This window comes from Actinoplanes sp. OR16, assembly GCF_004001265.1.
GTDB lineage: Bacteria > Actinomycetota > Actinomycetes > Mycobacteriales > Micromonosporaceae > Actinoplanes.
In genome coordinates this window covers 2,792,066-2,810,891 of the sequence record NZ_AP019371.1, presented here as the reverse complement: position 1 = coordinate 2,810,891, position 18,826 = coordinate 2,792,066, and the positions used below count along the sequence as shown (strand labels likewise).

At 69.2% G+C, this 18,826-nt stretch carries 13 protein-coding genes; 8 read left to right on the top strand and 5 right to left on the bottom strand.

The window, feature by feature from the left end; all coding sequences use genetic code 11:
• Nucleotides 1-11 precede the first annotated feature (11 nt).
• Nucleotides 12-383: a M48 family metallopeptidase gene (locus EP757_RS12980; protein WP_127545538.1), complete on the bottom strand. Its 372-nt coding sequence runs from the start codon at nucleotides 381-383 to the stop codon at nucleotides 12-14.
• A gap of 148 nt (nucleotides 384-531) precedes the next feature.
• On the opposite strand from EP757_RS12980, the gene EP757_RS12975 reads away from it, so the two are divergent.
• The 7 genes from EP757_RS12975 (at nucleotide 532) to EP757_RS12945 (ending at nucleotide 10,460) form a co-directional block, all read left to right on the top strand.
• On the top strand, nucleotides 532-2,445 hold the full coding sequence (locus EP757_RS12975) for a hypothetical protein (protein WP_127545535.1): 1,914 nt from the start codon (nucleotides 532-534) through the stop codon (nucleotides 2,443-2,445).
• Between the two features lie 192 nt (nucleotides 2,446-2,637).
• Entirely contained in the window at nucleotides 2,638-3,375 is a 738-nt protein-coding gene (locus EP757_RS12970; protein WP_127545532.1) for a response regulator transcription factor, read from the top strand.
• A 17-nt stretch (nucleotides 3,376-3,392) separates the two neighbouring features.
• Nucleotides 3,393-5,027 carry a HAMP domain-containing sensor histidine kinase gene (locus EP757_RS12965; RefSeq protein ID WP_127545529.1) on the top strand — a complete coding sequence of 545 codons (1,635 nt, stop codon included), beginning with the start codon at nucleotides 3,393-3,395 and terminating at the stop codon, nucleotides 5,025-5,027.
• 209 nt (nucleotides 5,028-5,236) lie between these two features.
• A complete protein-coding gene (locus tag EP757_RS12960) occupies nucleotides 5,237-6,310 on the top strand; it encodes a 3-deoxy-7-phosphoheptulonate synthase (protein WP_127545526.1) in 1,074 nt (357 codons plus the stop codon).
• Between the two features lie 88 nt (nucleotides 6,311-6,398).
• Complete coding sequence (locus tag EP757_RS12955) at nucleotides 6,399-8,588, top strand: glycosyltransferase family 39 protein (protein WP_127545523.1); 2,190 nt, start codon at nucleotides 6,399-6,401, stop codon at nucleotides 8,586-8,588.
• A gap of 157 nt (nucleotides 8,589-8,745) precedes the next feature.
• On the top strand, nucleotides 8,746-9,948 hold the full coding sequence (locus EP757_RS12950) for a bifunctional glycosyltransferase family 2/GtrA family protein (RefSeq protein ID WP_127545520.1): 1,203 nt from the start codon (nucleotides 8,746-8,748) through the stop codon (nucleotides 9,946-9,948).
• A gap of 233 nt (nucleotides 9,949-10,181) precedes the next feature.
• The gene (locus EP757_RS12945) at nucleotides 10,182-10,460 is read left to right on the top strand and encodes a DUF3040 domain-containing protein (protein ID WP_127545517.1); all 279 of its coding nucleotides are present in this window, start codon (nucleotides 10,182-10,184) and stop codon (nucleotides 10,458-10,460) included.
• Between the two features lie 297 nt (nucleotides 10,461-10,757).
• Here the strand turns inward: EP757_RS12945 and EP757_RS12940 are convergent, their stop codons facing one another.
• Both EP757_RS12940 and EP757_RS12935 read right to left on the bottom strand, forming a co-directional pair.
• Nucleotides 10,758-15,581, bottom strand: coding sequence for an ExeM/NucH family extracellular endonuclease (locus tag EP757_RS12940; protein ID WP_232050486.1), 4,824 nt, complete (start codon nucleotides 15,579-15,581; stop codon nucleotides 10,758-10,760).
• Nucleotides 15,582-15,777: 196 nt separating this feature from the next.
• Nucleotides 15,778-16,488: a GntR family transcriptional regulator gene (locus tag EP757_RS12935; protein ID WP_127545511.1), complete on the bottom strand. Its 711-nt coding sequence runs from the start codon at nucleotides 16,486-16,488 to the stop codon at nucleotides 15,778-15,780.
• Nucleotides 16,489-16,555: 67 nt separating this feature from the next.
• Here EP757_RS12935 and deoC point away from each other — a divergent pair, with 67 nt between their 5' ends.
• The gene (deoC, locus tag EP757_RS12930) at nucleotides 16,556-17,251 is read left to right on the top strand and encodes a deoxyribose-phosphate aldolase (RefSeq protein ID WP_127545508.1); all 696 of its coding nucleotides are present in this window, start codon (nucleotides 16,556-16,558) and stop codon (nucleotides 17,249-17,251) included.
• 15 nt (nucleotides 17,252-17,266) lie between these two features.
• On the opposite strand, the gene EP757_RS12925 is transcribed toward deoC, so the two are convergent.
• Nucleotides 17,267-18,505 (bottom strand): D-alanyl-D-alanine carboxypeptidase family protein, encoded by a 1,239-nt coding sequence (locus EP757_RS12925; protein ID WP_127545504.1) that lies wholly within the window; start codon nucleotides 18,503-18,505, stop codon nucleotides 17,267-17,269.
• A 75-nt stretch (nucleotides 18,506-18,580) separates the two neighbouring features.
• A complete protein-coding gene (locus EP757_RS12920; RefSeq protein WP_197725513.1) occupies nucleotides 18,581-18,757 on the bottom strand; it encodes a hypothetical protein in 177 nt (58 codons plus the stop codon).
• Between the last annotated feature and the right edge of the window lie 69 nt (nucleotides 18,758-18,826).

Sequence of the window (18,826 nt, the reverse complement as noted above, 5' to 3'; positions counted from 1 at the left end):
GATCAGAAACCCTACGCGGCGTCGTTCTTGCCGAGCCAGGTCTCGACCCTGCGCAATGCCTCCTGATAGTCCGGCTGCGTCTTCATGGCAGCAGCCAGCCGCAGGTGCGGCAGCGCCTCACGAAAACGACCGGCCCGCTCCAGAGTCCGGCCGAGCACGTGGTGCGCGTAGTGATCGGACGGATCGTGCTCGATCAGCACGCGCAGCTGGGTCTCCGCGCCGTTCAGCTGCGCCGAGTTGAAATAGGCCCGGGCCAGCAGCTGCCGGACCGCGGTGTTGTGCGGCTCGGCCTCCACGATCGGCTCGAGCAGCTTCGCGGCGCCGAGCGGATCGCCGGACTCGAAGAAGAAGGTCGCCCTGCGGTACTCCTGGAGAAGATCCACGTCACGCTCCCCACACGATCGCGCCGCCGACAGGAACCAACGCTCGCACAACATCGAGACGACGGCGAGTGTTCCCTCACCTCCAGCTTCCCGACAATTCGCCGCAATTGCCAACGCCGCGGGCAGATGATGGGCAGAGAATGCCTGGGTGGGGGACTTCCCGATCAACCTGGTGTCCGCCCCGGAACGTTTCCGGTTCGGGCGCGTCCGCGCATGGTTCGCCGGAATCGTCACTGTCGGCGCCTGTCTCGGCCTGGCCGGTGGCGCCCCGCCGCGCGCGCCGGCCGCCATCCCGATCGCCGGCGTTCCCGCGCTGCCTGCGCTGCCCGAGTCCGGCTCGTCGTGGGCGCCCGCCCCGGTCACCCGGCAAGGGCTCACCACCCTCGCGAGCAGCAGCGGAACCCGGCTCGCACTGCACACCGCAGGCGGCGACCGGACCTTCCTGGCCGGCGTGAACCTGGGCAGCACCACGCCCGGCTTCCAGCCCGGCGAGCTGTCGATCACCGCCTCGCAGTACCGGAACTGGCTCGCCGCGATGGGCCGGCTCGGCATCCGGGCGGTGCGGACGTACACGATCCACCCGCCGGCGTTCTACCGCGAGCTGGCCCGGCACAACCTCGCCGACCCGGACCGCCCGATCTACCTGTTCCAGGGTGTCGCGGCCATCTCCGACGAACTCCGGGACGCCGTGCAGGCGGTCACCGGTGAGCTGGCCCGGCCGCCGAAGCCGGGCCGTGCCGGCGGGGTGTGGGACGCCGATGTGACGCCGTGGCTGGCCGCCTGGATCATCGATCCGGAAGGCGATCACTCCGGCGTCTCCACCGGGCGGTACTTCCACGGCACCGGCGAGGCGAGCCCGGACGAGCAACGGCTCGCGGCGACGATGGACGAACTGGCAGGCCGCCTCGTGGCCCTGGGCCTGAGCCGGCCGATCGCGTTCGTCTCCTCGCCCCGGCTTTCGGCCGGACACGTGCGGGCCACCGGCGACTGGCCGGGCGGCACGTTCGCCGGTTATCCGGATCCGTCCTCTTTCACCCGCCGGGACGATCTCCCCATCCTCATCACCGAGGTCGGCGTGCCCTCCTCGATCGGATCGTCGGGCAGTGCGCCCCTCGGCCACTCCCGCGGCGACCACAGCGAACGGGACGCCCTGCGCATCGACGCCGAGATGCTGCTGACGATCCACCGCCTCGGGCTGTCCGGCGGTTTCCTCGCGGGCTGGGCCGACGAGTGGTTCAAGTCGGCCTGGAACACCGCATCCCACCAGGACCCGGCCCGGCGGCAGCTCTGGCACGACGCCCTGACCAGCGAGCAGCACTCCGGCCTGCTCGCGTTCGACCCGGCCGTCCGGACCAGCCGAGTGCTGCTCGACACCCCGGACGGCTGGCCGGCCCGGCGGGTCACCGCGGAGGTGGACGACGCGTGCCTGCGCCTCGGAATCCGGTTGCGTGGAAGCCGGCCGCACCGGGTGACGATCGGATTCGACCTGCTACCGGAGATCTCCGGAACTCCGGGACCCGGCAGTGGCGACCACGCCGCCGACGTGGTGTTCGAGCTGGACTTGATCGCGCTGAGCGGTCAGGCGTACCTGCGCGAAGCTCTTGATCCTCTGCCTGTCGACCATCCCGGCGATCAGATCTCCCGGGGCCCGGCGCCCTCCGGATGGCGCCGGTACGAGCTGCTGACCGGCCGCTCCGAGCTGCAGAACGCGGGTCTGCTCCGGCACGGCGACGGGGAGGAGACCCGGGCGTTGTGGCGCCTGGCAGGTGATGATCTGACGGTACGGGCGCCGTGGGCGCTCCTGGGTTTCGCGGATCCGTCGGCGCACCGGGTGCTCGTCCCGGCGGCCGTGTCCGGGCAGGCGGCGCGTGCCACCAGGGAGAGCGCCGGCATGACCGTCACGGTGTCGGCGTCCGGCACCGACCAGGCCACCGGACGGGTGACCTGGCCGGCGTGGAACCGGCCGCTCTACACCGAACGGCTCAAGCGGGGCGCGTCGGAGCTCCGGGATGCCGTGCTGACCGTCACCGCTTCAGCAGCAGAAGCGCGATCCCCCCGGTGAGCAGCAGTATCGCGAGCAGTTTGGAATCGCTTCTCACGTACCTATTATCGCTCTTATTCCCTTTTGCCGGGTGAAGCCCGCGCTGATTGCCTCAATGCGGGAACCCGCGTGCCGAAGGTCCCTGTGGGACTACACAGCTACTACACAGGAAACGAAAAGCCGGCGCAGAGCGACGCCCACCACAGTAGGGGCATGACGATGGCGAACACAGACTCCAGCACCGAACTCCGGCGGCCCGACGGGACGCCGGTCCGCGTCCTTGTGGTGGACGACGAGCCGACCCTCGCCGAGCTGCTCTCGATGGCGCTGCGCTACGAGGGCTGGGAGGTCAAGAGCGCCGGCGACGGCATGACCGCGGTGCGTACGGCCCGGGAGTTCCGTCCGGACGCCGTCATCCTCGACATGATGCTGCCCGACATCGACGGGCTGGAGGTGCTGCGCCGCCTGCGCGGCGAGTCCCCCGAGGTCCCGGTGCTCTTCCTGACCGCGAAGGATTCGGTCGAGGACCGGATCACCGGTCTCACCGCCGGCGGCGACGACTACGTGACGAAGCCGTTCAGCCTGGAAGAGGTCGTGGCCCGGCTCCGCGGCCTGATGCGCCGGATGGGTCACGCCCCGATGCGCACCGAGTCGCAGCTCGTCGTCGGCGACCTCACACTGGACGAGGACTCGCACGAGGTCCGCCGCGGCGGTGACCTGATCACGCTGACCGCCACCGAGTTCGAGCTGCTGCGCTACCTCATGCGCAACCCGCGGCGGGTGCTCAGCAAGCCGCAGATCCTCGACCGGGTGTGGAACTACGACTTCGGCGGCCAGGCCAACGTCGTCGAGCTCTACATCTCGTACCTGCGCAAGAAGATCGACGCCGGCCGGGCCCCGATGATCCACACCATGCGCGGGGCCGGATACGTCCTCAAGCCCGCCGACTGAAGGCGATGACTGCCGCGATGACCCGTTCCCCCCGCCCCGCCCGCTGGCGCAGCCCAGCCGGCTGGCCACTGCGCACCCGGCTGGTCGCCATCATGATCGCCCTGCTGGCCGTGCTGGGTCTCGTCGTCGGCAGCACCGCCGAGATCTACCTGCACAAGTCCCTCTACCACCAGATCGACGAGCAGCTCCAGGACGCCCAGAAGTTCGCGGTCCGCGGCGGCGGCAACTGGGGCAAGCCGCCCGGCGACTTCGGCAGTCTGCCGGAGAACGTACCCACGCGATCGAACTCCAGCCCTCTCGAATCGCCTCCCCCGAACGTCTCGCGCGGCTCGATCCTGCTCTTCCTCGACCCCTCCGACACCTCGTCCTCCGAGGGTGGCGGTCTGATCAAGTTCGAGGACGCGACGAGCGCGACGAATCAGGGCGGCAACGACTACGACCTGCTCGACGCCGCTAACCAGACCACGCTGACCAGCACGGCTCTAGCGGCCGGCGGCAACGAGGTGGACGTCGATCTCGGAGACCTCGGCGAGTTCCGCGCCATCGCCTGGACCGCGAACGTCGGCGGATTCGGCGGTGAGGGCGGCACCCCCTACGTGGTCATCGCGGCGCTGCCTCTGGAGAACGTCAACCACACCCTCTTCGTCGTCGCCATGTTCACCGGCTGCGTGGTCCTCGGTTCGCTGCTCATCGCCGGCTGGGGTGGGGCGCTCATCGTCCGCCGTACCCTCAAGCCCCTCGATCGGGTGGCGGCCACCGCGACCCGCGTCTCCGAGCTCCGGCTGGACCGCGGCGAGGTGCAGCTCGCGCAGCGCGTCCCCGAGCAGGACACCGATCCCCGTACCGAGGTCGGGCAGGTCGGCGCCGCGCTGAACCGGATGCTCGACCACGTCGGCAACGCCCTGGAGGCACGGCACGCCAGCGAGATGCAGGTGCGGCAGTTCGTCGCCGACGCCAGCCACGAGCTGCGGACCCCGCTCGCCGCCATCCGCGGGTACGCCGAGTTGAGCCGCCGCAGCCGCCAGGTCATCCCCGACGAGATCGCGCACGTGCTGACCCGCGTCGAGTCCGAGGCGAAGCGGATGACCGCGCTCGTCGAGGACCTCCTGCTGCTGGCCCGCCTGGACGCCGGCCGGCCGCTCGCCCAGGACCCGGTCGACCTCACCATGCTCGCCGTCGACGCGACGAGCGACGCGCACGCTGCCGGGCCACGCCACTACTGGCAGCTGGACCTGCCCGAGGAGCCGGTCACGGTGATCGGCGACGGCGCCCGGCTGCACCAGGTGCTCGCGAACCTGCTGGCGAACGCCCGCACCCATACGCCGGAGGGCTCGACCGTCACGATCAAGGTCGGTCAGGTGCCGAACGCCGCGGTGCTCCAGGTGATCGACGACGGTCCCGGCATCCCGCAGGACCTGTCGTCGCGGATCTTCGAGCGGTTCACCAGGGGTGACAGCTCCCGGTCGCGGGCGGCCGGCAGCACCGGTCTGGGCCTGTCGATCGTGCATGCCGTGGTGACTTCGCACCGCGGGAAGGTCGGCGTACAGAGTCGCCCGGGTCAGACGGTCTTCACCGTGATGCTGCCGCTCGGCCCACCCCCGGTCGTCCCAACAGCTGAACAACACGCGCAGGAGCTACATCCGGCGCGGTGAGGCGGCTATGCTGGCGGCGTGTCTCGGACGTGGTCGTTTTATTGGTTTACGAGGCCGGCTGAAGCCGGTGCCTCGGCCATGACCCCATGACCTGAGACACCCGCCAGAGCCGGCTGAGGCAGCGACATGACGTCGCTGCCTTTTTGTTTGCGTCAAGCAAGCCGGCTCTCGCCTCCTCGGCGGCGCCGGCCGAGGAGAGAGAGAAAGCCATGACCGCCCCTGAGGTGCAGCGAGTCCGCGACCAGCGCATCGAGAAGGTCGTCCCGCTGATGAGCCCGGCGCTGCTGCACCACGAGCTGCCGCTCACGGCTGAATTGCACGACACCGTGCTGGAGGGCCGCAAACAGGTCGAGGACGTGCTGAACGGCCGAGATCAGCGTCTGCTGGTCGTGGTCGGCCCGTGCTCGGTGCACGACCCGATCGCCGCCGGTGAATACGCTTCTCTTCTGCAGGAGCAAGCGGATCGGCTCAGCGAGGACCTGCTCATCGTGATGCGGGTGTACTTCGAGAAGCCGCGCTCCACGGTCGGCTGGAAGGGTCTGATCATGGACCCGGCGCTGGACGGCTCCGGGGACGTCGGCACCGGCCTGCGGGTGGCCCGCAAGCTGCTGCTCGAGGTCGTCGGCCGCGGGCTGCCGGTCGCCGTCGAGTTCCTCGACCCGATCACCCCGCAGTACATCGCCGACACCGTGGCGTGGGGTGCGATCGGCGCGCGGACCGTCGAGTCGCAGGTGCACCGCCAGCTCTCCTCGGGGCTGTCGATGCCGATCGGCATGAAGAACCGCCCCGACGGCAGCGTCTCCACCGCTGTCGACGCCATCCAGGCCGCTGCGGCGCAGCACGTCTTCCCCGGCATCGACTACTCCGGCACCCCGGCGATCCTGCACACCACCGGCAACCCGGACTGTCACCTGGTCCTGCGCGGCGGTGGCGGCAAGCCGAACTACAGCGCTGAGGACGTCGCCGCGTCGGTGGAACTGCTGCGCAAGGCCGGGCTGCCCGAGCGTCTCGTCATCGACTGCTCGCACGGCAACAGCAACAAGGACCACAAGCGTCAGCCGATCGTGGCCGAGGACATCGCCGCGCAGGTGGAGGCCGGTCAGCGCGCGATCAGCGGCGTCATGCTGGAGAGCTTCATCGAGCCGGGACGCCAGGACCTCGGCGGCGAGCTGAAGTACGGCCAGTCGGTCACCGACGCCTGCATGGGCTGGGACACGACGGTGTCCACCTTGGAGCGGCTGACGGCGGCGTCGGCGAAGCGCCGGGTGTCCCCTCACAACTAACACACAGCCGAGCCACAAGGCAGCGACAGAACATCCGTCAATCGTTCACCGGGTACGAATCCACCAGCTCTCCCTGGGGAGTACCCGAATGACCACGACGCTGCCGCCTGAAGTCGAGGAGCCGGCGCCCGCGACCGCGGAGCCGGCTCCCCCACGAGATCGCACCGGTGCGTCTCGCCTCCTGCTGGGTCGCAACGACGCTGCCTGGATACGTCCTTCACTGATCGCGCTGCTCGTACTCACCGGTGTCCTCTACATCTGGGGACTCGGCGCCTCCGGCTGGGGCAACGCGTTCTACTCGGCCGCCGTGCAGGCCGGATCGGAGAGCTGGAAGGCGTTCTTCTACGGCTCCTCGGACGCCGCCAACTCGATCACCGTCGACAAGACACCGGCCAGCCTCTGGATCATGGCGTTGTCGGTGCGGATCTTCGGGCTCAGCTCGTGGAGCATCCTGGTACCGCAGGCGCTGCTCGGCGTCGCCACCACGGGACTGCTCTACGCCACTGTCCGGCGTGGCTTCGGCCCGGCCGCGGGTCTGCTCGCCGGCCTCATCTCGGCGCTCACCCCGGTCGCGGTGCTGATGTTCCGGTTCAACAATCCGGACGCGCTGCTCGTCCTCCTCATGGTGGCCGCCGCGTACGCGACCCTGCGCGCCGTGGAGACCGGCTCCACCAAATGGATCGTGCTGACCGGTGTCTTCCTCGGGTTCGGGTTCCTCGCCAAGATGCTGCAAGCGCTGCTCGTGGTGCCGGCGTTCGGTCTCGCGTACCTGATCGCCGGACCGCCGAAGCTGGGCAAGCGTCTCGTCCAGCTGGTGCTGGCTCTGGTCGCCCTGGTGGTGTCGGCCGGGTGGTACATCGCGATCGTCGAACTCGTACCGGCGTCGATGCGGCCTTATATCGGCGGCTCGCAGAACAACAGCATCCTCGAACTGACCCTCGGCTACAACGGCCTCGGCCGGCTCAACGGCGAGGAGACCGGCAGCGTCGGAGGTGGTGGCGGCGGTGGCGGTGGCAACGGCGGCGGCATGTGGGGCGCCTCCGGGTTCGGGCGGCTCTTCGAGAGCGCGCAGGGCGGTCAGATCTCCTGGCTGCTGCCCGCCGCGCTGATCGTGCTGGTCGCCGGCCTGGTGATCACACTGCGCCGTCCGCGTACCGATCTGCAGCGGGCCGGTCTGATCGTCTGGGGCGGCTGGCTGGTCGTGACCGGGCTGATCTTCAGTTTCATGCAGGGCATCTTCCACGCGTACTACACGGTCGCCCTGGCGCCGGCGATTGGCGGCGTCGTCGCGATGGGCTCGGTCCTGCTGTGGGAACGCCGGCGCAACATCGTCGCGGCGGTCACCCTGGGCGTGACGATCGCGGTGACGGCCTGGTGGTCGTGGACGCTGCTGGGCCGCAGCTCCGACTTCCTCCCCTGGCTCCGCCTCCCGGTCCTCGTCGTCGGGCTGGTCGCCGCGGTCGCCGTGATCGCCACCTTCCGGTTGAGCAGGCGGTTGGCTCTGGTCGCTGCTACGGTCGCGGCCGTCGCTGGTCTTGCAGGACCAGCCGCGTACGCCGTACAGACCGCGTCGGAACCGCACACCGGATCCATCCCGTCGGCCGGTCCCGCGGTGTCCGGCGGCTTCGGTGGACCCGGAGGGGGCCGTGGCGGTCGGGGTGCCGGTGGTCAGGGCATTCCTGGCGGTCAGGGCTTCCCTGGTGGTGGCGGTCAGGGCGGCATTCCTGGCGGCGGCGGTCAGGGCCTTCCTGGCGGTCAGGGCTTTCCTGGTGGTCAGGGCTTTCCTGGTGGTCAGGGCTTTCCTGGTGGTCAGGGCTTTCCTGGTGGCGGCAACCAGAACGGTGGCGCTCAGGGTGACGGCGGGCGTACCGGTGGCGGGATGCGCGGTGGCGGCGGCATGGGCGGGCTGCTCGACGCGGCCGAGGTCAGCGACGAGATGAAGGCGCTGCTCGAGGAGAACGCCGACCAGTACACCTGGGTCGCCGCGGCGATCGGCTCGCAGAGCGCGTCCGGGTATCAGCTGGCCACCGAGAAGCCGGTCATGGCGGTCGGCGGCTTCAACGGCACCGACCCGTCGCCCACGCTCGCCGAGTTCCAGCAGTACGTCGCCGAGGGGAAGATCCACTACTTCATCGGCGGCGGCGGGTTCAGTCGTGGCGGCGGTAACGGCGGCAGCAACGAGAGCTCGCAGATCAGCGAGTGGGTGACCGCCAACTACACGGCGAAGACGGTCGGCGGCACCACCGTCTACGACCTGACGTCGCCGGCCACCGCCTAGTTCCTCGTCTTCTTCGTCGTCTTTTCCTTCGTCGTCTTTTCCTTCGTCGTCGAACGGCTCGCGTCCACCGGGGCGCGGGCCGTTCGTACATCCGCTCACAGATTCTTCGCAGGGTGGGCATAACGCGGCCTCAGCGTCGCGACGGACATTTGCCGTCATGAGCCTTTCGACCGCGCCTTCGCAGGATGCCCGGCCGCGTCTCGTCGGTTCGCCGGTTCTCGATGTGGTGATTCCGGTCTACAACGAGGAAGCCGACCTCGGGCCCTGTGTGCAGCGGCTGCACGCCTATCTCACGGCGGATTTCCCCTACCCGTTCCGGATCACGATCGCCGACAACGCCAGTGTGGACGGAACCGCGGAAGTGGCGCGCGAGCTCACTCAGAACTACCCCGAGGTGGCCGCCGTCCACCTCGCCGAGAAGGGTCGCGGGCGGGCTCTGAAACACGTCTGGACGCATTCCGATGCGACTGTTCTGGCCTATATGGACGTCGACCTGTCGACCGACCTCGGCGCACTGCTTCCCCTGGTGGCACCCCTGATCTCCGGCCATTCGGACCTGGCGATCGGCTCCCGGCTGGCCCGTGGCTCGCGGGTGGTCCGTGGCGCGAAACGGGAACTCATCTCCCGGAGCTACAACCTGATTCTGCGCGGCGCGCTGGCGGCCCGGTTCTCCGACGCTCAGTGCGGATTCAAGGCGATCCGAGCGGATGTGGCGGCGCGACTGCTGCCGATGGTGGAGGACACCGGCTGGTTCTTCGACACCGAGATGCTGGTGCTGGCGGAGAAGGCCGGGCTGCGCATCCACGAGGTTCCGGTGGACTGGGTCGACGATCCGGACAGCCGCGTCGACATCGTTTCGACAGCGATCGCCGACCTCAAGGGAATCGTGCGGATCATCCGCGGAATCGGCTCCGGGCGCATTCCGCTCGCCTCCCTGCGGGACCAGCTGGGACGGCCCGCGCCGGCCGGCCTGACCGGGCAGCTCATCCGGTTCGCCGGGGTGGGCATCGCGAGCACGATCGCCTATCTGGTGCTCTACGCGCTGCTGCGCACCGGCATGGGCCCGCAGTGGGCGAACCTCACCGCGCTGCTGGCGACCGCCGTGGCGAACACCGCGGCGAACCGGCGGGTGACCTTCGGAGTGCGCGGTACGGAAGGCGCCTGGCGTCATCAGGCGCAGGGACTCGTGGTGTTCGGAATCGGTCTCGCGTTGACGAGCGGCTCGCTCGCCATGCTGCACGCGGCCTGGACCCGGCCGCACCCGATCGCTGAAATCGCCGTGCTGGTGGCCGCGAACCTGGTGGCGACAGCGGTCCGGTTCCTCATGCTGCGGATCTGGGTGTTCCGCTCCCACACCTGATCAGTCTCGACCCCGAGCTCGGCGGCACACCGCGAGGCGGAGTGCCGCCGTTCCGTACATGTCTGATCTTTCCGGTGAACCCGGGTGCGGCGGCGTGTGGCGAAGCGGGGTGGACGGAAAAATCGGCACACCGAGCCGTATCACAAAGGCAACTCAGAGGTAACAATGGCTGTGACCGAGATCGCTATATCTCGATCGGCTGTACCGGCGCGGGCGGACCGGAAGGTGGCGGCATGCTCAGTAAAGAGGACAACCGGCGGCTGGCGCAGCTCGAGCGCCAACTCCAGCGCGACGACCCGGAGTTCTGCGCCCGCATGGGCGGCGGCAACTTCAGCGTGTCCGCGACCGGGCGCCCTCCCCTGCCCCTCTTCATCATCGCCGCCGTCCTCGCCGTCATTTCCGTAGTGTTCGGTCTGGTCGGCTGGTGGGTGGCCGGCTCCCTGGTAGCCGCGTGGTCAGTCGCCACCGCGATCGCCTCGGCGGTCCGCTGGCGCCGCTACCGCAATCACTGACCGCGCACCGCACCACTCCGCATCACCACGCGCAATCCCGCGCGCCACTCCGCGCATCACCCCATCCCGCGTGCCACACCGCGCTTGACCCTTCGCGTCACCCCGCGCGCCACTCCGAGCTTGACCCTTCGCGTCACTCCGCGCCGCTCCGAGCGCCGCCCTCGCGTCGCCCTCGCGTCGCCCTCGCGTCGCGATCTTGGAACGCCGGCGGTCCCCCTGTCGCGGATCTTGGAGCGTTGAAGCAGGAAAGGCCCCCACCGGAGTCATCCGATGGGGGCCTCGCCCTACTTCAGAGAGCTACTTGGTGATCTTGGTGCTGTAGGTCTTGGCCTTGGCGGTGTTGCCCGCCTTGTCCTCGGCCCAGTACGTGATCTTCAGGTTTCCCTTCTCGACGCCGGCCGTCGCGACGGTCCACGCGCCCTTGGCGTTCGGGACCACGGTGCGCGTGCTCGCCTTCGCGGCGGCGTCCTTCTCCGAGCTCGCCTTCGCCCAGGTCGTGCCGGTGAAGTAGTACCACTTGCCGGAACGCTCCTGAATCAGCTCCACACTGACCTCGGCCACACCGGTGCCCAGGTCGAACACCGTGCCGCTGACCGACTGCCAGGACGAGGCCCGGTCGTCGTTACGCGGCTCGGAGATCCGGACCTCCGGCTTGAAGCAGTCCGCCAGGACGGTGACCACACCGACCGTGACGGTCTTGCCGGCGCCCGCGGCATTCGACGGCGTCACCTTGACCTGGAAGAAGCCAGGCTTGGCGTACGCGTGCGACACCGTGGAGGCACTGGTGGCGACCTTGCTCGTGCTGCCGTCACCCCAGGCCACCGTCAGCTCCGTCGCGCCGGTCACGCCGGAGAAGGCGAGGTCGGTCGACTCGGTCTGCCAGATCAGCTTCGGGTTCAGGGAGTACTTGCCGGCCTGCGCCGCGACCACGACGGTGGCCGAGCCGTTGAAGGCAGCCGCGCCGGAGTTGCCCACCTCGTCGGTGAGCGTGACCGACACCGTGTAGCTGCCCGCCGCCGCGTACTTGTGCGTCGCGGTGGTCGCGCCGGCGGCCAGGGTCTCCGTGGCGCTGCCGTCGCCCCAGTTGACGACCCGGGTGACCTTGTCAGCGGCGCTGACGTCGTCGCTCAGAGCCTGCTGGGTCAGGGTGACCGACTGGCCCGGCCAGAGCGCCGCGGCGTTCAGGCTGTAGGTGCCGGTCGGGGCGGTCACATCGGCCACGCCCGGGGTGCTGCGGAACGTGGTGTCCGCGGTGATCGGCGTGTACTTGGCGAAGTAGTTCACCAGCATGGTGAGGTCGTTGTCACCGGTGGTGACAACGTTCTCCGTGCTGACCAGCGACGGGAAGTTGTCGCCGCCCGACGCGAGGAACGAGTTGCTCGTCACCCGGTACTTGCCGGCCGGGTCGATGACGACCCCGTTCAGCTTGAGCGTCGACGGGATGATCTTGGAGTAGCGCGGCTTGCTGTCGTCGTACGAGTAGGTGAGCCCCTTCGACACACCCAGGTGCAGGACCGGGCGGGAAGCACCGGCCGGCTGCCACTGCTCCTCCAGCGCCTTGCGGATCTGCTCACCGGTCAGGGTGCGCGTCACCACGTCGTTGGAGAACGGCTGGACCGCGAAGGCCTCCGAGTAGGTGGTCACGCCACCGTCGGTGCCGTAGAGCAGGTCGGCGCGAAGACCACCCGGATTCATGACGGCGATCTGAGCGCCACCGCGGCCGGCGTCCTTGGTCTGGTCCAGCTGGACGTCCGCGATGAAGTTGCCCAGCACCGACTCGGCGCCACGGTCCTCGGCGCCGGCGGCCGTGAAGGCCCGCTTGATGTCGCCGGTGATCTTGCCGAGCTCCGCCTTGCCGAGCTCGGTCGCGGTCGCCTTCGCCTTGGTCACGATGTCGGCGACCGCCTGGTTCGACGGGTAGCCGGTGACGTTGAGCAGCTCGGCGGTGGAACCGGTGACCGACTTGGTGGCCGGGTCGTAGGTCAGCACCGCCTTGCCCAGGCGCAGACCGTAGTCCTCCGCCTGGATGACCGGACGGGTCTTGTCGGTGCCGGGAACCGGGACCTGGAACGCGTACGGCTGGTGGGTGTGACCGCTGAAGATCGCGTCGATCTCGGCGCTCACCTTGGTGAAGTCGCCGAAGACCGGGTCGTTCGCCAGCGCCTCGGCGGTCGCGATGTTCTCGGTGGCCGCACCCTCGTGGGCGAGGAGCACCAGTACGTCCGCCTCACCGTTCGCCTCGTTGCCGTCGGAGAGCTGCGCGGCGAGGGTGTTGGTCTCGGCGATCGGGTCGCGGAACTCGACGCCCTTGATGCCGTCCGGGCTGACCAGCGAGGCGGTCTGCTCGGTGACGACGCCGATGTAGCCGACCTTCACGCCGCCGAGGGTCTGCACCGAGTAGCCGGGCAGGATCCGCTCGCCGTCCTTGTACACGTTCGCAGCGAGGTACGGGAAGTCCGCCCGATCCTCGACGCGCCCGAGCAGGTCGGACAGGCCCTTGTCGAACTCGTGGTTGCCGACCGCGGAGACGGCCAGGCCGCCCTCGTTCAGCACGTCGATCGTCGGGTTGTCGTTGTCGATCGCGGAGATGAACGTCGACGCGCCGATGTTGTCACCGGCCGAGATCCACGCGGTGTTCGGGTTCGCCGCACGCAGCTGGTCGACCGCCCCGACGAGCTGGGCCGCGCCACCGTTGCCGGTGGAGGGCGACTCGAGCCGGCCGTGGAAGTCGTTGATGCTCAGCAGCTGCAGGTCCACCGGACCGGCCGCGCCGGTGTCCAGGCCGACGACGACCGGGTCGTGGTCGCTGGACCGGTACGGGTCGTCCGAGTAGAACGGCGCGTAGCCGTCGTACTCGAAGGCGAACGACTCGACGGAGTTGATGTTCCAGATGTCGACGCCGGTGATCCGCTTGGAGAACTCCGACGTCACCAGCGCGTGGTCGAGGGAGCCCGACTCGCCGCCGTAGACGTAGGACGACTTGTCCGGCGCGAACGTGGCATGCGCGTCCGAGTAGCCCTTGTCGTAGAGAACCTGGAGCGGGTCCTCCTGGCCGTACGAGTTGAAGTCGCCCAGCAGGATCACCTTGTCGGTGCCGAGGCCGTCGACGAACGCCGCGAGGGAGTTCGCCTGCCGGATGCGGTCGCCGTTGTACGCGCCCTGGCCGTCACCGGTGTCGACGTTGTCGCCGGTCGGGGTGACCGAGGCGCTCTTCGACTTGAAGTGGTTCGCCACCACGGTGAAGTCGATCGCGCCGGCCGTGAAGGTCTGAGCGATCGGCTCGCGGGCGTTGCCCCACACCGTCTCGTCGTTGATCGACTTGGCCGCGCCCTTCGGCGTGGCCGAGGCCGGCTTGTAGATGATCGCGCTGGTGATGTAGTCCTGCTCGGCAGCGCTCGGCAGCTCGGCCGGGGAACGGACGTAGTCCCAGGTGCCCGCGCCCTCCTTCGCGTTGAGCGCACCCACCAGCGTCTTCAGCGCCAGCTGGGTGTCGGTCGCCTCGAAGCGGACCGAGTTCTCGATCTCCATGAGCGCGATCACGTCGGCGTCGAGCGCCGTGATCGCGGAGACGATCTTCGCCTCCTGCTTCGCGAGGGCGGCCGCGTCGGTCGCGCCACGCGCCTCGCCACCGAAGTGGACGAAGTAGTTCAGCACGTTGAAGCTGGCGACGGTGATGTCGCCGCCGACGTCCGCCGGATTGGCCGTACGCGGGTTGCTGTGCTTGAACGTGGTCCGCGTCCCGGCCGGGGTGCTCGCGTCGACCGGGGTGGCCGGCTGCAGGCGCCACTCGCTGAAGCCGTAGCTCAGGATGCTCGGGCCGAAGCTCTCCACCGTGTCGCCGACACGCAGCGGCTCGTCCTTCGAGAAGTACGGCGGCGCGAGGCCGGCCGTGGAGAGATTCGTGGTCTTGCCGTCGTCCACCAGGATCCGGCCGGCCTTGTTGTCAGCCTTGATCTTCGCGGCGGCCTCGGAACCCGGGCGGGCCACGTCGGTCGGGATCCGCGCCGGGTCGTCGCCGGCAGCGAGGATGATCTCGCCGTACCGGTTGGTGTTGTAGTTGTCCGAGACGGTGAACGTGCCGACCGGCGCCACCCGCATCGACTCGACGGACTCACGCGCGTCGTCGCTGAGCGGCAGGCTCAGCGGCACCGCGGTCGGCACGGTCGCGCCGGTCGCGCAGACCTGCACGTCGGTCTTCGCCGCGGTGGAGATCTGGGTGAGGCCGTTGTACTCGCTCACCACGCCGGTCACCCGGACCAGGTCGCCGATCGCGACGGACGGGTGGTTCGCGGCGCTGGTGCCGAGGTAGACGGAGATGCCGTCGGACGCGGTGCCCGCGGCGACCGTGCGGTCACCACCGGAACCGGCGGTCTGGATCGCGATCGCGTTGTAGCCACCGGTGCGGTGGTCAGCGGTCACGACGCCCTCGACCGTCACGGTCTTGCCGGCCTGGCCGGTCGCCGACCCGGTGCCCTGTACCTCGGCGATCGAGCCGGTGACCGCGGTGGTGCAGCCCGTACCGGGCTCCTCCGGCTCTTCCGGCTCCTCGGTCGCGGCCTTGTTGACAACGCCGAAGCTGTTCGCGGCCGGCGCCTGCCAGACCCCGTCGATCTTCTGCAGTGAGTGACCGACCGGCGTCGTGGTGGTCTCGGAGACGCCGATGTCGGTGCCGGCGACGCCCGACGCCGCTCCGCCGGTCGCGGTGAACGCGCCCTCGTAGGTGAGGAACTCGGCGATGGTGCCGTCCGGCTTGACCAGCGCGACACCGTCGGGCGCGCCGTTCTGGATGCCGTCGGTCGGGTAGGTCTGCACGACCACGCCGGAGGCCGGGACGACACCACTGAGCGTGGCGGTGTTGTAGGCCGCTCCGCCGTTGCCGTTGTAGAGGACGATCTGCCAGCCGGTCAGGTCGAACCCGACCGGGGCTTCGATCTCGACAGCCTCGCCGCTGTCGGTGCCGGTGTTGTCGTAGTGAATCTCGCTGATGAACGGCGCGTCAGTGGCCGCTACGGCAGGGCCGGCCAGGGAGAGGCCGAGCGCGGTAACCACGGCGGTGGCGCCCAGAGCACGCAACCCGGGACGGGTCGACAGTGATGAGCGGGACCGACCGGCGGAGCCCACGCTGCGTATATATGGACGCATCGAGATAGGTCCTCCGAACGAAGTAGATCCGCCGGAGCGTAGGTATGCCGAATGACGATCAATTCTCGTTCAGGTAACGAAAAGGCATTCAGCCGATGAGATCGGGCTCCTTATTGTTCGTTTTTGTTCGGCACGTCACAGCAGCTCCACAGGGGAGTGGCAATTCTTCCGGCCCCTATAACGGCTCGACGCCGAACGCCACGTCGAGGCGGTAGCGCTCGCCCGCGTAGCGCGACTCGCTCAGCTCCAGCGGCCGCCCGGTCTCGTCGAGGATCAGCCGTTCCTCGACGAGTAGCGCCGAACCGACCGGAACGCCCAGCGCGCTCGCGTCCTCCTCGGTGGCGGGCTGGGCGGTGAGTGTCGCCGTACCCCGCGTCGGCACCCGCCCGAGCCCGACGATCGCCTCGTGAACCGACCCGGAGACGTCCGCGTCCAGCAGCGCGGCCAGCGCTCCCGGGTACATGGCCCGTTCGAACGCGATCGGCTCGTCGTCGGCGAGCCGCACCCGGTGGATCGCCACCACGGAATCGTTGTCTCGCAGCCGCAGCCGGGTCGCCTCGACGGCGGTGGGCGGCCTCAGCTCGGCGAGCAGCACCCGGGCCGACGGCTTGCGCCCCTGCTTACGGATCTCCTCGCTGAGTCGGACCAGGTTGTCGGCACGCCGCGGACCGGCCGGCACCGCGACGAACGTGCCACGGCCGGGAGCGCGGTACACGAGACCGTCGTTGACCAGCTGCGTCACGGCGGCGCGGGCCGTCATCCGGCTCACGTTGAACTCGCGGGCCAGCTCCGGCTCGGAGGGCAGCGGGTCGTGCGGGCGGGACTGGGCGATCCGTGCTCGCAGCTCCTGCTCGATGCGGAAATAGCGCGGCACGAAGTCGGGCATGGGGACACCTTATCGAAGGCGCAAAGCTGTCTAGACAACCGGCTGTATAGACAGGTAGCGTTCAGTCATGAACTTCACCGTCGCGCAGATCGCGAAGATGATCGACCACTCCATCCTCCGGCCCGAGTTCACCGTCGAGGACGTGCGCACCGGTTGCGCGATCGCCGCGAAGTACGACGTGGCGTCGGTCTGCGTGCGCCCCTGCGACGTGCCGACCGCGGTCTCGCTGCTCCGCGACACCCAGGTGAAGGTCGGGACCGTGATCGGTTTCCCGCACGGCGACAGCGCCACCGAGATCAAGGTCGCCGAGACCGAGCTCGCGGTCGACCAGGGCGCCACCGAGATCGACATGGTGCTCAACATCGGCTGGCTGCGGTCCGGCGACATCGTCTCGGTGGAGAACGAGATCCTCTCCGTGGTGAAGGCCGCCGGCGACGCGCACGTCAAGGTCATCCTGGAGACCGCGTACCTCACCGACGAGCAGAAGCTGGCCGCCTGCTGGGCGGCCGAGCGGGCGGGCGCCGCGTTCGTGAAGACGTCGACCGGCTTCGCCCCGACCGGCGCGACCATCGACGACCTCGCCCTGATGCGCTCGGCGGTCTCCGCCGCCGTGCAGGTCAAGGCGTCCGGTGGCATCCGCACCCTGGACACCATGCTGGCGATGGCCGCGGTCGGAGTGTCCCGCTTCGGCACCTCGGCCACGGCGGAGATCCTCGAGGACCTCGCCCGCCGCCAGGTCAACGTCCCCGGCGGACGGGCCTGAGACAGCCGGGCCCAGCTAGCCCAGCCGGGTCATCTTCCACCAGAGCGACGGGTCCTCGACGGCTTCGTCGGCACGGAGCTCCACCCGTACCGAAGAAGCCTCGACCTGGCCCACCACCAAGCCGGCGGCGATCGACGGACCCGGCGCCACCGTGGTGACCGTGACCGGTATCGGGACGCCCGGCCACCCCACCACCTTCAGTGGCGCCGCAGGCGACACCGTGGTGGAACCGCCCCACGCGGTCTCCACCCGGCCGGCCGGCTCGGCGGCCAGAAGCTGGTATTCCTTAACGGTCTTGCGCACCGCAACGAGCAGCTTGCGGACGTGCACGTTGACCTCGGCCAGCTGCTCGGGCGTGTTCGCGCCGGGCTGGTTGAAGACAGCACCGACGATCGTCATCGTCCGCTCGCCGACCTTGAGCCGGGACGCGAAGACGAGGTTGCCGCCGGCCTCGTCGGTCGAGCCCGTCTTGATCCCGAAGACGCCCTCGACGCCGAGCATGTCGTTGTAGTTGCGGATCGTCCCCACCACCGGGATCGTCGCCTCGCGCAGGGCGACGATCTCCGCGAAGACCGGCATCTTGATCGCAGCCCGCGCGAGTTCGACCTGATCGGCCGCGGTGCTCATGGTCGTCGGAAGGAAGCCGCTCGGATCGGTGTACTCGCTCTCGTCCATACCGAGCGAGCGGGCGGCGGCGTTCATCTTGTCGACGAACGCGGCCTCGCTGCCGGCGTCCCAGATCGCCAGCTGGTGCGCGATGTTGTTCGCCGACGGCAGCATGAGCGCCTCCAGGGCGTCCCGCTGCGTCAGCTTCTCGCCGGTGACGACGTGCACCAGGGACTGCCCGGTCGCCTTGCGGCCCTCGTAGTCCTGCACGTCAGCATCGGAAACGGTCAGCGACGGGCCCTCTTCGTCGCCGGTGAGCGGATGCTCCTTGAGGATCACGTAGGCGGTCATCACCTTCGCGACGCTGCCGATCGGCTCGGCCTTCTGACCGCCCGAACCACCCAACCGGCCCAGGCCCTCCACCAGGAGCTCGGCGGATCCGGTCTCCGGCCAGGGCAGCGACGGCGCCTTACCGGGCACCTTGATGGTCGTCGCGATCGTCGTCGTCAGCGTCGCGTCCGGAATGTCCCGGACCAGCTGGAACGTCGCGCCCGCACCCGCCGCGATCACCACCGCGGCGGTCGCTACGAGAACCTTCAGTCCACGGCGTTTCGTCGGTGTCTGTGTGGGAGTGCCGTAGACCGTCATCGCCCCAGTAAACAGTCGTAGATCAAGTCAAAAGGTACTCGCGGACGTGAGCCCGCGCCTGATGAATCCGGGACTTCACGGTTCTTCCGGAATGCCCAGATGCAGCGCGATCTCCCGGTGGTCCAGCCGGCAGATGTCCCGCAGCACCATCGGCGCGACCAGGTCCGACTTGTGGGCCTCCAGTTGCTCCAGCGCATCCAGCAAGTCGTGCCGCGACCCGGCGATCACCCCTGGTTCGCGGCCTGATGTCACGGATCAATAACGACAACCGTCGTCGTGACATGATCATCGATGAATCAGGCTCGGCGCCTTCCCGGCGTC

Coding starts and splice junctions, on each gene's coding strand:
- EP757_RS12960 (WP_127545526.1), top strand. CDS start 5,237: ATGACCGCCCCTGAGGTGCAGCGAGTCCGCGACCAGCGCATCGAGAAG.
- EP757_RS12965 (WP_127545529.1), top strand. CDS start 3,393: ATGACCCGTTCCCCCCGCCCCGCCCGCTGGCGCAGCCCAGCCGGCTGG.
- EP757_RS12925 (WP_127545504.1), bottom strand. CDS start 18,505: ATGACGGTCTACGGCACTCCCACACAGACACCGACGAAACGCCGTGGA.
- EP757_RS12955 (WP_127545523.1), top strand. CDS start 6,399: ATGACCACGACGCTGCCGCCTGAAGTCGAGGAGCCGGCGCCCGCGACC.
- EP757_RS12950 (WP_127545520.1), top strand. CDS start 8,746: ATGAGCCTTTCGACCGCGCCTTCGCAGGATGCCCGGCCGCGTCTCGTC.
- EP757_RS12970 (WP_127545532.1), top strand. CDS start 2,638: ATGACGATGGCGAACACAGACTCCAGCACCGAACTCCGGCGGCCCGAC.
- deoC (WP_127545508.1), top strand. CDS start 16,556: ATGAACTTCACCGTCGCGCAGATCGCGAAGATGATCGACCACTCCATC.
- EP757_RS12945 (WP_127545517.1), top strand. CDS start 10,182: ATGCTCAGTAAAGAGGACAACCGGCGGCTGGCGCAGCTCGAGCGCCAA.
- EP757_RS12935 (WP_127545511.1), bottom strand. CDS start 16,488: ATGCCCGACTTCGTGCCGCGCTATTTCCGCATCGAGCAGGAGCTGCGA.